We start from the raw sequence: 14,147 nt of genomic DNA on the forward strand, positions 1-14,147 counted from the left end.
CGCCTCAGAGGATCGCGATCCCCTGCACCTCGACCAGTGCTTCGTCGTCCCAGAGGCGGCTGATCCCGATGCCGGCCATGGCGGGGTAGTCGCGACCGACCAGGCGGCGCCAGACGGCGCCGATCTCACGCGCCCGCGCCCGGTAGTCGGCCAGGTCGACGGCGTAGACGGTGAGGCCGGCGAGCTGGTCGGGGCGCCCTCCCGCCGCCTCGAGCGCGGTGAGCAGGTTGCCCAGCGCCACCTCGAACTGCTGCACGACGTCGCCCGGCACCACGCGGCCCTCAGCGTCCAGCGCGGTCTGGCCCGCGAGGACGACGACGCGTCCCTCACCGACGACGGCGTGCGAGAAGCCCACGGGTGCCGGCAGCGCCGGCGGGTTGACTCGCTCCAGGCTCATGACTGCACCGCTCCCCCGTCGACGTTGATTCCCTGGCCGGTGATCGACCCGTTGCTCAAACACAGCAGCACGACGTCGGCCACCTCGTCGGGAGTGACGAGACGCCCCGTAGGTTGCTTGCGCTCCAACGACTCTCGCGCCTGCTCCGGCGTGCGGCCGGTCGCGGCGACGATGCCCGCCACCGTGGCGTCGGTCATCGGCGTGTCGACGTAGCCGGGGCACACGGCGTTCACGGTGACGCCGGACGCCGCGACCTCCGCAGCTGCGGACCGGACGAGCCCCAGCAGCCCGTGCTTGCTGGCGGTGTACGCCGCGATGTACGGCTCACCGATCTTCGCCGCCACTGACGCGAGGGCGACGACACGCCCGTCGCCGGCGTCCAGCATCGACGGCAGGGCGCGGCGCAGGCACCGGAAGGGCGCGGTGAGGTTGAGGTCGAGCATGCGCTGCCAGTCCTCGTCGCTCGTGCGGTGGACGCGACCCGACACACCGGCGCCAGCGTTGAGTACCAGGTCGCGCACGGGCCCCCAGGTGCCCTCGACGGCGGAGAAGAGCGAGTCGACGGCCTCGGGTGCGGTGAGGTCGGCAGGCAGCACGACCGTCTCGCCGGCGCACAGAGCCGCCGTCGCCTCGAGGTCGTCCGCGCTCCTCGCGGTCAGCGCGACGCGCCGTCCGGAGGCCGAGAGACGCACGGCGACCGCTCGGCCGATGCCCCGGCCGGCGCCGGTGACGAGTGCGACGCGAGCCGCGGGGGTCCCGGTGGGTTCGAGGGTCTCTGGCACCGGCTCACCGTGTCATGGCAAGTGACGAGCGGCAAGCAACGTCGTCGGGTGTCGCCCGTGATCATGCGCGTCGGACCACCTGGCTGGGGCGGATCACTCCAACCAGGCGATGGCGGCCGCGTTCAGAGGTACTGGCCGGTGTTGGCGACCGTGTCGATGGCGCGACCCGGCTCGGTGCCCTGCTTGCCGGTGATGAGTGTGCGGATGTAGACGATCCGCTCGCCCTTCTTGCCGGAGATCCGCGCCCAGTCGTCGGGGTTGGTCGTGTTCGGCAGGTCCTCGTTCTCCTTGAACTCGTCGACGCACGCGTCGAGCAGGTGCTCGACCCGGATGCCGCGCTGCCCGGTCGTGAGGAAGTCCTTGATCGCGGACTTCTTCGCTCGGTCGACGATGTTCTGCACCATGGCGCCGGAGTTGAAGTCCTTGAAGTACAGGACCTCCTTGTCGCCGTTGGCGTAGGTGACCTCCAGGAAGCGGTTGTCCTCGATCTCCGAGTACATCCGCTCGACGGTCGCCTGGATCATCGCCTCGACCGTGGCCTGCGGCGAGCCCCCGTTCTCGGCGAGGTCGCGCTCGTGCAGCGGCAGGTCGGCGGTGAGGTACTTGGAGAAGATGTCGCGCGACGCCTCGGCGTCCGGGCGCTCGATCTTGATCTTGACGTCGAGCCGGCCGGGCCGCAGGATCGCCGGGTCGATCATGTCCTCGCGGTTCGACGCGCCGATCACGATGACGTTCTCGAGACGCTCGACGCCGTCGATCTCCGACAGCAGCTGCGGCACGATCGTCGTCTCGACGTCAGAGCTCACGCCGGAGCCGCGCGTGCGGAACAGCGAGTCCATCTCGTCGAAGAACACCACGACCGGCGTGCCGTCGGACGCCTTCTCGCGGGCCCGCTGGAAGATCAGCCGGATGTGCCGCTCGGTCTCGCCGACGTACTTGTTGAGCAGCTCGGGGCCCTTGATGTTCAGGAAGTAGGACTTGCCGAGCGGCTGACCGCTCAGCTCGGCGACCTTGCGGGCCAGCGACGACGCCACCGCCTTGGCGATGAGCGTCTTGCCGCAGCCGGGCGGCCCGTAGAGCAGGACGCCCTTGGGCGGGCGCAGCTGGTGCTCGCGGAACAGGTCAGGATGCAGGTACGGCAGCTCGACGGCGTCGCGGATCTGGTCGATCTGGTTGCCCAGACCGCCGATGTCCTCGTAGGCGATGTCGGGCACCTCCTCGAGCACGAGCTCCTCGACCTCGGCCTTGGGGATGCGCTCGTAGACGAAGCCCGCGCGGGGGTCGATGAGCAGGCCGTCGCCGATGCGCATGTGCTGGTCGCGCAGCGCCTCCGCGACGCGCGCCACCCGCTCCTCGTCGGCGTGGCCCACCACCAGCACGCGGTCGTCACCGAGGATCTCCTTGAGCTGAACGACCTCGCCAACGCGCTCGAAGCCGCGCACCAGCACCACGTTGAGCGCCTCGTTGAGCAGCACCTCGCGGCCGGGAGCCAGCTCTTCGGCGTCCACGGCGGGGCTGACCGCCACGCGCATCTTGCGGCCGCCGGTGAGGACGTCGACGGTGCCCTCATCGGCCACCTCGACGATCGTGCCGAAGCCCGACGGCGGCTGGGCGAGCCGGTCGACCTCCGACTTGAGGGTGACGATCTGCTCGCGCGCCTCCTTGAGCGTGCGCACGAGCCGCTCGTTCTGGGCGGCGGTCGACTCCAGACTGCTCTGCAGCGCGGCGAGACGGGACTCCAGCGCGTGCATGCGGTCGGGCGACGCGGCCACCCGGCGGCGCAGCACGGTCAGCTCGTCCTCCAGCGCGCGCACCTGGCGCTGCAGGTCCGCCGCGGAGCGGCCTGCGGAGACGTCGTCAGTCATGTCGTGCACCTCCCCCGGCATCGGGAAACCTCACCACGACACTAACCCGCGTCGGGCTCCCGCACTGGCTGAGGCGCGCCGACGTCGCGGCGCACCCGGCGCACCTTCTTGTCGGAGACCGGCCGCTCGCCGAGGTCCTCGGCGGACCAGTCACCCTCATAACCCTTGGCCGGGCGGCGCCTGCGCACGGGGGGCTCGACGCCGTCGGCGAGGCGCCGGGTGGTCACGAGGAAGCCGGTGTGGCCGACCATGCGGTGCTGGGGTCGCACCGCCAGGCCCTCGAGGTGCCACCCGCGCACCAGGGACTCCCAGGCCGACGGCTCGGTGAAGCAGCCGTGGTCGCGCATCGCCTCGGCGACGCGGGAGAGCTGGGTGGCGGTGGCGACGTAGGCGATGAGCACGCCACCCGGTGCCAGGGCCGCGGCCACCGCATCGAGGCACTCCCACGGGGCGAGCATGTCGAGCACGACTCGGTCGACCGAGGCCCGCTCGGCCAGCCGGGGCAGCGACTCCTGCAGGTCACCCACCTCGAGCTGCCAGGCGGGATGCGCACCGCCGAAGAACTCCTCCACGTTGCCGCGGGCGATGTCGGCGAAGTCGGCCCGGCGCTCGATGCTGAGCAGGTGGCCGGTGTCGCCGACGGCACGCAACAGCGACATCGTCAGCGCGCCGGAGCCGACGCCGGCTTCGACGACCCGCGCTCCGGGGTAGATGTCGGCCATGGCGACGATCTGCCCGGCGTCCTTCGGGTAGACGACGGCCGCGCCTCGGGGCATCGACAGCACGTAGTCCGCGAGCAGGGGACGCAGCGCCAGGTACTCGACGCCCGCCGTGTTGGTGACGACGCTGCCCTCGGGCTGGCCGATGAGCGCCTCGTGGGCGAACCACCCGGCGTGGGTGTGGAACTGGCGGCCTGGGAGCAGGGTGATCGTGTGCAGCCGGCCCTTGGGGTCGGTCAGCTGGACGCGGTCGCCCACGGCGAAGGGGCCTCGACGGCGGCCGGCGCCGGTGGCGGGGGTCATGGGCCGCGAGTCTACGGGTGGCCGGTGAGGGCGGCGGCGATGCCTCCGACGTCGGCGACCCCGACGACGGCGCCGTGCTCGTCGACCACCACGAGCATGCGCACGGCGCTGCCTGCCACGGCGTGCAGGACGTCCTCGCCGGACGCCCACGCCGGCACCACGGCCACCGGGTCGAGCACCGTCATCACGGCGGTGAGCGCAGTGCCGGCAGGTGGGCCGCCCGGCCCGGCCAGCAGGCGCCGCGCGTCCTCCTTCAGCAGGATCCCGACCGGCTGCCCCGCGGCGTCGAGCGCCACGACGTGGGCGTCGGGTGTCGTGCTGGCCCGCCACGCGTCGTCCCACGCGGGCGCCCCCCTGGCGGGCTCGACGTGCTGTGCGAGGTGCAGCCGCGCGGCTCCCCGCCGCAGCCGGCCGACCGCGATCGCCGACGTCGCTCCCTGCCACAGCAGCAACGCGATCATCGCGCCCCACACCAGGGTGAAGGTCGACGGCGACTGGCCCCGGCTCAATGGCAGCAGCACGGCCCACGCGAGGACGCCGACCGCGACCACCCGGCCGCACCAGCCGGCCGCAAGCGTGCCGGCCCAGCGTCGTCCGGTGACCGCCCAGACGAGTGACTCGACGACGCGTCCGCCGTCGAGGGGCAGGCCGGGTGCCAGGTTGAACGCCGCGACGAAGGCGTTGCTGAAGACGAGGGCGACCAACAGCAGGCGGGTCACGCCGTGCGACGGGACGGCCGCCAGGGCCAACGCCCCGAGACCCGCGAGGGCGGCGTTCGACAGCGGCCCGACCACCGCCACGAGCGCGCTGCGGGCGGGGGTGGGTGCCTCGTCGGTGAACTGGGTGTGACCTCCCCACAGGTTGGCCACGACCTGCTCGACGGGCAGGCCGAGGGCTCGGGCGGTGAGCGCGTGCGCGAACTCGTGCACCAGCACCGAGACCAGCAGGAGCACCGAGTAGGCGGCGGCCACGAGGTAGCTCTCGACGGCTCCGGAGCCGAGCGATCCCTGCACCTGCGGACCGAAGACGAGCACGACCACGGCGGCGACCGCGAACCACGAGGGCGCGAGGAACACCGGCACCCCGGCGATCCGGCCGAGCGGGATCCCGGGGCGTCGGCTCACCCGTCGATCCTACGGTGCACCGGACTGTCGGCGGCCCGACCTAGAGTGCTCAGCGTGACGGAGATCCTCGTGACCCAGCCCGCCGACGGCCAGGCGCTGGCGGGCGAGCGGCCGAGTGGGCTCTCGCCCAGCCGCGCCTCCGACTTCATGCAGTGCCCGCTGCTCTACCGCTTCCGGGTGCTCGACAAGCTGCCAGAGGCGCCGAGCAGCGCGGCGGTCCGCGGCACCGTCGTCCACGCCGTGCTCGAGCGGTTGTTCGACCTGCCGGCTCCGCAGCGCACGCTCGCGGCCGCGCGCACGATGCTGCGGCCGCAGTGGGAGCGGCTGCTCGGGGCCGAGCCCGAGCTCGCGACGCTCTTCGACGACGACGCGGCGGGCGTCGTCGAGTGGCTCGCCTCGGCCGAGGCGCTGCTCGAGCGGTGGTTCACCCTGGAGGATCCCACCCGCCTGGAGCCGGCCGAGCGCGAGCTGTACGTCGAGGCGACCCTCGACGACGGGCTGGTGCTGCGGGGGTACGTCGACCGGCTCGACGTCGCCCCCACCGGCGAGGTCAGGGTGGTCGACTACAAGACCGGCCGCGCGCCCGCCGAGCAGTTCGAGACCAAGGCGATGTTCCAGATGCGCTTCTACGCGCTGGTGCTCTGGCGCGCCCGCGGTGTCGTCCCCCGCCAGCTGCAGCTGGTGTACCTGGGCGACGGCCAGGTGCTGCGCCACTCCCCCGACGAGGACGAGCTGCGGGCCACCGAACGCAAGGTCAGGGCGTTGTGGGCGGCGATCGAGCGGGCCCTGGCCACCGGCGACTGGCGGCCGCGACCCTCGCGTCTGTGCGACTGGTGCGACCACCGTGCCCTGTGCCCGTCCTTCGGCGGGACGCCGCCGCCGTTGCCCACGCCGCTCCCCACGCCGTTGCCCACGCCGCACCTGCCCTGACCCAGGGACGACCCAGGGTCGGCCCAGGGTGAAACCTGATCGCGTCAGCTGGCTCGGTTTCGGGAGGATGGCCCCGGCCGCGAGTGCGGCCTATCACCATGAGCAGGGTGGATGAGCTGTCGTGACAGCACGTGAGAGGACTCGGGTGGACCTGATGGACGAATCGACGACGGCGGCCTCGGTGCCAGCGACGCAGGAGGCGACGGACGCTGTCGCCAGCGCGCGGGGGCTGGTCAAGGTCTATGGGCGAGGCGAGGCGGAGGTGCGGGCGCTCGACGGGGTCGACGTCGACTTCGGGCGCGGCCGCTTCACCGCGATCCTGGGGCCTTCGGGCTCGGGCAAGTCGACGCTCATGCACTGCATGGCGGCCCTCGACACCCCCACGTCCGGCAGCGTCGTCATCGACGGCGTCGAGGTGGCGGGCCTGCGCGACAAGGCCCTGACCCGGCTGCGCCGCGACCGCGTGGGGTTCGTGTTCCAGTCCTTCAACCTCGTGCCGACGCTCACCGCGCGCGAGAACATCACGCTGCCCATGGACATCGCCGGCACCAAGGTCGACCAGGCGTGGTTCGACACCGTGGTCGACACCGTCGGCCTGCGTGACCGCCTCAGCCACCGCCCGAGCGAGCTCTCCGGGGGCCAGCAGCAGCGCGTCGCTTGCGCCCGGGCACTCGCGAGCCGCCCGGCGATCGTGTTCGCCGACGAGCCCACCGGCAACCTCGACTCGCGCGCGAGCGCCGAGATCCTGGGCTTCCTGCGTCGCTCGGTCGACGAGTTCGGCCAGTCCATCGTGATCGTCACCCACGACCCCGTGGCCGCCGGCTACGCCGACCGTGCGCTGTTCCTGGCCGACGGCCGGATCGTCGACGAGATGCAGCAGCCGACCGCCGAGGCCGTCCTCGACCGCATGAAGGGCTTCGACGCCGTGGGGCGGCGGTCCTGATGCTGCGCGTGACGCTCTCGGGAGTGCGCGGGCACGTCGTCCGCTTCCTGCTCACCACGCTGTCGGTGATGCTCGGTGTCGCCTTCGTGGCCGGCACGTTCGTGCTGAGCGACAGCCTGAAGGCGACCTTCGACCGCATCTCCACCGGCTCCACCGCAGGCACCGACGTGGTGGTGCGGGGCGTGAAGGTCAACAGCGGTGTCGCCGACACGGGCGACCTGCGCCAGCCGCTGCAGCTGAGCGAGGCGGAGCGCCTCGCCCGCATCGACGGCGTCCGGTCGGCGGAGCCCGACCTGGGCGGCACGGCGGTGCTGGTCGGCAAGGACGGCACCGCCGTGCGCAACGGCGGTGCGCCCAGCTTCGGGTTCGCGTTCCGCCCGGACGACCAGGCTCTGCCGCTGGTGGCGGGTCATGCACCCCAGGGCCCGGACGAGGTGGTGGTGGAGTCCACGACGCTCGACAAGTCCGGCCTGAAGGTCGGCGACCGGACGCGGCTGGTCGTGGCCGGCACCGTGCAGCCCGTGACGATCGTCGGCGAGGAGGAGTTCGTCGGCGGCTCCGCGGGTCAGACCATCGTCAGCGTCGACCCCGCCAGCGCCCAGAAGTGGTTCGCGCCCGACGGCACCGTGCAGTCGATCAGCCTGCGCGCTGACGACGGCGTCAGCCAGCAGGCGCTGCGCGACCGGGTCGCTGCGACTTTGCCGAAGGGGCAGGAGGCCATCACCGGCAAGACCTACGCCGACGAGACGAAGACGTCGTTCGCGCAGGGACTCGGGTTCATCAACACGTTCCTGCTGGTCTTCGCCTTCATCAGCCTGCTGGTCGGTGTGTTCATCATCTTCAACACCTTCTCCATGCTGGTCGCTCAGCGCACGCGCGAGCTCGCGCTGTTGCGAGCCGTGGGCGCGGCCCGGACCCAGGTCGTGCTCGTCGTGCTGGGCGAGGCTGCGGTCATCGGGCTCGCCGGTGGGGCCCTCGGCCTGCTCGGTGGGATCGGTCTCGCCAAGGGCCTGCAGCTGCTCATGGGGTCGTTCGGCCTCGAGTTCACCGGTGGCCTGCCGGTCGACGCGGTGACGGTGGTGTCGAGCCTGGCCATCGGGCTGCTGGTCACCGTGGCCAGCGCGGTGCTGCCCGCGTGGCGAGCCGGTCGGATCGCTCCGGTCGCCGCCATGCGCGACGACATCGCCCTGCCCGAGCGCAGCCTGCGCCTGCGCGGCGCCGTGGGCCTTCTGCTCATCCTGGTCGGTGTCGCCGTCATGGCCTACGGGGTCGGGGCCCTGGACGGCAGCGACGCCGCGAAGGTGCTCGGTCTGGGGGCGTTCCTCACGTTCATCGGGATGATCGTGGCTGCACCCCTGATCTCGCGGCCGGTGCTGCACCTGCTCGGCGCACCCGGCGCCGCCCTGTCGCGCACGGTGGGCAAGCTGGCGCGCGACAACACGCTGCGCAACCCGCGCCGGACGTCGACCACCGCCATCTCCCTCATGATCGGGCTCGCTCTGGTGTCGGCGTTCGCCGTCATCGCCGCGACGACGAACGCGTCGATCGACAAGCTGGTTGACGACCAGGTCACGGCCGACTTCGTGCTGAGCGGCGGCAACGCACCGTTCGCCAACAGCGTCGCGAAGCAGGCGGCGACGCTGCCTGGCGTCGCTGCGGTCGTCGACCAGGGGCTGGTGCCGGTGAAGGTCGGTGACGCCACCGTCACCGGCGCGGGTGTCTCGGGCAGCGGCCTGCGTCAGGCCGTGGAGCTGAAGGTCGAGGCAGGCGACATCACCTCCCTCGACAGCGGCCGGATGGCGATCTCGCACAGCTTCGCCGCTGACCACCACCTGGGTGTCGGTGACCCGGTGACCGCGACGGTCGGCACCTCGCCCGCACAGCGGCTCACGGTGGGCGCCGTCTACACCGACTCCCAGGCCATCGGCAGCCCGGTGCTGGTGCCGCGGGCGCTCTACGAGAAGTCGGTGCCCGCCGCCAGCCAGGTGTCGTTCGCGGCCTTCGTCAAGGTGGCGCCGGGAGCCGACCTGGAGAAGGTGCGTTCGGAGCTCACCGACCTGGTGAAGCCGCAGCTGGTGATCTCTGTGCAGGACAAGGCGCAGTTCAAGGAGGCCAGCCGCAGCCAGGTCAACCAGCTGCTCGGCATCCTCTACGCCCTGCTCGGCCTGTCGGTGGTCATCGCCGCCCTGGGCATCGTCAACACCCTGGCCCTGTCGGTGTTCGAGCGCACCCGAGAGATCGGTCTGCTGCGGGCGGTCGGCATGACCCGACGTCAGCTGCGCCGCACGATCGGCAACGAGGCCGTGCTCACCGCGCTCTTCGGCGCAGTGCTGGGGACAGCGCTCGGGCTGACGCTGGGCGTGCTGCTGCAGCGGGTGCTGGCCGACCAGGGGCTCGACACCTTGGCCCTGCCGTGGGGTCAGGTGGTCGCGACGTTCGTCCTCGCCGGCGTGGTCGGCCTGCTGGCGGCGCTGTGGCCGGCGTGGCGAGCCTCCAAGCTCGACGTGATCCGAGCCATCAGCAGCGAGTAGCCGAGGCGGCCTGCCGGGCCGTTGGCTCGACCCGGCAGGCCAGGCCCGTGCCCGGGTGCGCCCCGGGTACGGCCTGCAGCCGGAGTACCCACCGGGCGGCGACTGATTCCTGCGCGATGCCCAGTTTCTCCAGCGCAGGTGATGGCCAACGGCCGTTCGAAGGGTGCCGGAGCCTCAGGGCAGCACGAGGTCGATGGTCTCCCCGGCGGCGATGCGGGCGAGGTCGGCGACGGTGATCTCGGCGAGGGAGTTCGCCCGAGAGCGCCCCGGTGCCGCCGGCACGTGCACGACGTGGGGCACCGCCAAGGTCGGCACACCTGCCGCCTCGGCGGACGTCACACCGGTCTGCGAGTCCTCGATCGCGACGCAGGCAGTGGGGTCGACGGCGAGGGCGCGCGCCGCAGTCAGGTAGGGGTCAGGGTGCGGCTTGCCGCGAGGGACGCGGTCGCCGGTGACGACGACGTCGAAGGTGTCGGGGCCGCACGCGGCCAGGAAGGTGTCGGCCAGCGCCGTCCACGACATCGTGACCAACGCGAGCGGCACGCCCTGCCGGCGCAGCTCGGCCAGCAGGTCACGCGCCCCCGGTCGCCACGGCACCTCGACGCGCAGGCGCTCGACGACGCCGGTGAGCAGCACGTCGACGATCTGCTCGGGCTCGAGCGGCACGTCGCCGTGCTCCTTGATGTAGTGGGCCGAGACCAGCAGGTCGTTGCCCACGAGCGCCTTCGCGTGCTCCGCCGTCCACGCACCGCCGTACTGCTCGACCAGGCGGTGCTCCTCGGCGATCCAGTAGGGCTCGGTGTCGACGAGCGTGCCGTCCATGTCCCACAACACCGCTGCCGGCAGGCTCGGCGCCGCCTCAGGTGGCATTGAAGTACTTCGCCTCCGGGTGGTGCACCACGATGGCGTCCGTCGACTGCTCGGGGTGCAGCTGCAGCTCTTCCGACAGCTCGACGCCGATCCGGGAGGGGTCGAGCAGCTCGACGAGCGTGCGGCGGTCCTCGAGCTCGGGACAGGCCGGGTAGCCGAACGAGTAGCGCGAACCGCGGTAGCCCTGGCGCAGGATGGCGCCGAGGTCGGGGTCGTCCTCGGCGCCGAAGCCGAGCTCGGAGCGCACGCGGGCGTGCCAGGCCTCCGCCAGGGCCTCGGTGAGCTGCACCGACAGGCCGTGCAGCTCGAGGTAGTCGCGGTAGGCGTTGGCGGCGTACAGCTCCGCGGTGTGCCGCGCGACCTTCGAGCCCATGGTCACCAGCTGCAGCGCGATGACGTCGGTCTCCCCCGACTCGCGCGGGCGGAAGAAGTCGGCGAGGCACAGCCGCCGGTCGCGCCGCTGGCGGGGGAAGCTGAACCGCGCCCGCTCGCTGCCGGCGTCCGGGCCCTCGTGGTGCAGGATCACCAGGTCGTTGCCCTCGCTGACGCAGGGGAAGTAGCCGTAGACGACCGCCGCCTCCATCAGCCCCTCGGTATGGATCCGGTCGAGCCACATCCGCAGCCGCGGGCGGCCGTCGGTCTCGACCAGCTCCTCGTATGACGGCCCGTCGCCGCGCGAGGGCTTGAGCCCCCACTGGCCCAGGAACGTCGCCCGCTCGTCGAGGTAGGAGGTGTACTCCGCCAAGGCGATGCCCTTGACCACGCGCGTGCCCCAGAACGGTGGCGTCGGCACGGGGACGTCGAGCGCGACGTCCGAGCGCCGCGTGTCGGGGCCGGCGTCCGGCTCCTCGACGCGCTCGACGCGACGCACCCGCCGCTTGCGCAGCTCGGGCAGGGTGTCACTCACGGACAGGTTCGGATCGGCCTTGGCCTTGGCGATGGCGTCCATGAGCCGCAGGCCCTCGAACGCGTCACGGGCGTAGCGCACCTGCCCCTGGTAGACCTCGGCGAGGTCGTCCTCGACGTACGCGCGGGTCAGGGCAGCACCCCCGAGCAGCACCGGCAGGTTGGCCGCGATGCCGCGGGCGTTGATCTCCTGCAGGTTCTCCTTCATCACGACGGTCGACTTCACCAGCAGGCCGCTCATGCCGACGGCGTCCGCGCGGTGCTCCTGCGCGGCGCGCAGGATCTCGCTCACCGGCTGCTTGATGCCGATGTTGACGACCTCGTACCCGTTGTTCGACAGGATGATGTCGACGAGGTTCTTGCCGATGTCGTGGACGTCGCCCTTGACGGTCGCGAGCACGATCGTGGCCTTGCTCTCGCGGGCCGAGCCGTCGGCGTTGCCCTCGATGTGCGGCTCGAGGTGGGCCACGGCCGCCTTCATCACCTCGGCCGACTGCAGGACGAACGGCAGCTGCATCTCGCCGCGGCCGAACAGCTCGCCGACGACGCGCATGCCCTCGAGCAGGTTGTCGTTGATGATGTCGAGGGCCGGCTGACCGGACGCCAGGGCCTCGTCGAGGTCGTCCTCGAGCCCCTTGCGCTCGCCGTCGACGATGCGTCGTGCCAGGCGCTCGGACAGCGGCAGGGCCGCGAGCTCCTCGGCGCGACCCTCGCGCAGCGAGGCGGCGTCGACGCCTTCGAAGAGCTGGAGGAACCGCTGCAGCGGGTCGTACTCGAGCCGTCCGGACGACGGGTCGCCGTCCGCCCAGCGCCGCCGGTCGTGCACGAGGTCGAGCGCCACCTGACGCTGCTCGTCGTCGATCTTGCTCATGGGCAGGATCTTGGCGGCGTGGACGATCGCCGAGTCCAGCCCGGCCTTCAGGCACTCGTGCAGGAAGACCGAGTTGAGCACCACCCGGGCCGCGGGGTTCAGGCCGAAGGAGATGTTCGACAATCCGAGCGTGGTCTGCACGTCGGGGAAGCGTCGCTTCAGCTCGGCGATGGCCGCGATGGTCTCGAGGCCGTCGCGGCGCGTCTCCTCCTGGCCGGTGGCGATCGGGAAGGTCAGGCAGTCGACGATGATGTCGGACATCGCCATGCCCCACTGCCCCGTCAGCGACTCGATGAGCCGGGTGGCGATGGCCACCTTGTGGTCGCGGGTGCGCGCCTGCCCCTGCTCGTCGATGGTGAGCGCCACGACGGCAGCGCCGTGCTCGCGCACCAGCGGCATGATCCGAGCGAACCGGCTGCCGGGCCCGTCGCCGTCCTCGTAGTTGACCGAGTTGACCACCGCGCGGCCGCCGATGAGCTCCAGGCCCGTCTCGATCACCGCGGGCTCGGTGGAGTCGATCACCAGCGGCAGGGTCGAGCTGGTCGCCAGGCGGCTGACGACGGACTTCATGTCGGCGACGCCGTCGCGGCCGACGTAGTCGACGCAGACGTCGAGCAGGTGCGCGCCGTCGCGGGTCTGCGCGCGGGCGATCTCGACGCACTCGTCCCACCGCTCGGCCAGCATCGCCTCGCGGAACGCCTTGGAGCCGTTGGCGTTCGTGCGCTCCCCGATCGACAGGTACGCGGTGTCCTGCCGGAACGGCACGTGCTGGTACAGGCTCGCGACGCCGGGTTCGGGTCGCGGTCGGCGCGGGGCCACGGGGCGCCCGCGCACGGCGTCCACGACCTGGCGCAGGTGCTCTGGGGTGGTGCCGCAGCATCCGCCGACGAGTCCCAACCCGAATTCGCGGGTGAACTGCTCGTGCGCGGCGGCGAGCTCGGCGGGCGTCAGCGGGTAGTAGGCGCCGTCGCGCGAGAGCTGCGGGAGGCCGGCGTTCGGCATCGCGGTGACCGGGATGCGGGCGTGCTTGGCGAGGTGGCGCAGGTGCTCGCTCATCTCGCTCGGGCCGGTGGCGCAGTTCAGGCCGATCGCGTCGATGCCCAGGGGCTCCAGCGCCGCGAGGGCCGCGCCGATCTCGCTGCCCAGCAGCATGGTTCCTGTGGTCTCGACCGTCACCTGCACCAGCACGGGGACGTCGGCGCCGGCGTCCTGCAGGGCGCGGCGGGTGCCGATCACGGCGGCCTTGGCCTGCAGGAGGTCCTGCGAGGTCTCGATGAGCACCGCGTCGACCCCGCCGGCGACCAGGCCGGCGGCCTGGATCTCATAGGCGTCGCGTAGTGCCGCGAACTCGACGTGGCCCAGCGAGGGGAGCTTCGTGCCAGGACCCATCGAGCCGATCACGAAGCGCGGGTGGTGCTCGCTCGCCCAGGCGTCAGCCGCCTCGCGCGCCACCTGCGCTCCGGCCCTGGCGAGCTCGTGGATGCGGTCGCTGATGCCGTATTCGCCGAGGTTGGCGAGGTTGGCGCCGAACGTGTTGGTCTCGATGGCGTCGACACCCACCGCGAGGTACTCCTCGTGCACCGACCGCACGATGTCGGGTCGGGTGACGTTGAGCACCTCGTTGCAGCCCTCGTGGCCGTCGAAGTCCTCGAGCGTGGGGTCGGCCGCCTGCAGCATCGTGCCCATCGCACCGTCTGCGACGAGCACCTGCTGGTGCAGCAAGGAACGGAACAGGTCGGAGCGGCTGCTCATGAGAGACCTTCGAGGTACGTGGCGCGGTACACGGGCACGCATGAGTCTAGGCAGGAGTCCACCGATCGGCGCAGGCGGCCGCATGGCGGACCCTCTCCCCAGCCGGAGCAACTAGGCTGGTGAACGGCGACGCACCGTGCGTCACCGCCGGCCG

At 71.9% G+C, this 14,147-nt stretch carries 10 protein-coding genes; 3 read left to right on the plus strand and 7 right to left on the minus strand.

All coding sequences use genetic code 11. From position 1 onward, the window contains the following. Window positions 1-4 precede the first annotated feature (4 nt). The 5 genes from ASD06_RS05755 to ASD06_RS05775 all read right to left on the minus strand — a co-directional run bounded on the left by ASD06_RS05755 (window position 5) and on the right by ASD06_RS05775 (window position 5,190). The gene (locus ASD06_RS05755; protein ID WP_056674477.1) at window positions 5-397 is read right to left on the minus strand and encodes a RidA family protein; all 393 of its coding nucleotides are present in this window, start codon (window positions 395-397) and stop codon (window positions 5-7) included. Continuing rightward, a complete protein-coding gene (locus ASD06_RS05760) occupies window positions 394-1,179 on the minus strand; it encodes an SDR family NAD(P)-dependent oxidoreductase (protein WP_056674481.1) in 786 nt (261 codons plus the stop codon). The genes ASD06_RS05755 and ASD06_RS05760 overlap by 4 nt, the downstream gene beginning before the upstream one ends. Window positions 1,180-1,301: 122 nt before the next feature. Next, complete coding sequence (gene arc, locus ASD06_RS05765) at window positions 1,302-3,044, minus strand: proteasome ATPase (protein ID WP_157371544.1); 1,743 nt, start codon at window positions 3,042-3,044, stop codon at window positions 1,302-1,304. A 41-nt stretch (window positions 3,045-3,085) separates the two neighbouring features. Next, window positions 3,086-4,066: a tRNA (adenine-N1)-methyltransferase gene (locus ASD06_RS05770; RefSeq protein ID WP_056674485.1), complete on the minus strand. Its 981-nt coding sequence runs from the start codon at window positions 4,064-4,066 to the stop codon at window positions 3,086-3,088. Between the two features lie 11 nt (window positions 4,067-4,077). Next, on the minus strand, window positions 4,078-5,190 hold the full coding sequence (locus ASD06_RS05775) for a site-2 protease family protein (RefSeq protein WP_162248043.1): 1,113 nt from the start codon (window positions 5,188-5,190) through the stop codon (window positions 4,078-4,080). Window positions 5,191-5,337: 147 nt separating this feature from the next. Between ASD06_RS05775 and ASD06_RS05780 the strand changes: the two genes are divergently transcribed. The 3 genes from ASD06_RS05780 to ASD06_RS05790 all read left to right on the plus strand — a co-directional run bounded on the left by ASD06_RS05780 (window position 5,338) and on the right by ASD06_RS05790 (window position 9,594). Beyond that, entirely contained in the window at window positions 5,338-6,120 is a 783-nt protein-coding gene (locus tag ASD06_RS05780) for a PD-(D/E)XK nuclease family protein (protein WP_200941945.1), read from the plus strand. Window positions 6,121-6,274: 154 nt separating this feature from the next. Continuing rightward, complete coding sequence (locus tag ASD06_RS05785; RefSeq protein WP_056675052.1) at window positions 6,275-7,063, plus strand: ABC transporter ATP-binding protein; 789 nt, start codon at window positions 6,275-6,277, stop codon at window positions 7,061-7,063. Between the two features lie 8 nt (window positions 7,064-7,071). Continuing rightward, window positions 7,072-9,594 carry an ABC transporter permease gene (locus tag ASD06_RS05790; RefSeq protein ID WP_162248045.1) on the plus strand — a complete coding sequence of 841 codons (2,523 nt, stop codon included), beginning with the start codon at window positions 7,072-7,074 and terminating at the stop codon, window positions 9,592-9,594. Between the two features lie 174 nt (window positions 9,595-9,768). On the opposite strand, the gene ASD06_RS05795 is transcribed toward ASD06_RS05790, so the two are convergent. Further along, window positions 9,769-10,464 carry an HAD family phosphatase gene (locus tag ASD06_RS05795; RefSeq protein ID WP_056674487.1) on the minus strand — a complete coding sequence of 232 codons (696 nt, stop codon included), beginning with the start codon at window positions 10,462-10,464 and terminating at the stop codon, window positions 9,769-9,771. Further along, window positions 10,454-13,993 carry a methionine synthase gene (gene metH, locus ASD06_RS05800; RefSeq protein ID WP_082537745.1) on the minus strand — a complete coding sequence of 1,180 codons (3,540 nt, stop codon included), beginning with the start codon at window positions 13,991-13,993 and terminating at the stop codon, window positions 10,454-10,456. The genes ASD06_RS05795 and metH overlap by 11 nt, the downstream gene beginning before the upstream one ends. Window positions 13,994-14,147 lie beyond the last annotated feature (154 nt).

The sequence above is a fragment of the Angustibacter sp. Root456 genome (genome assembly GCF_001426435.1).
Lineage (GTDB): Bacteria > Actinomycetota > Actinomycetes > Actinomycetales > Angustibacteraceae > Angustibacter.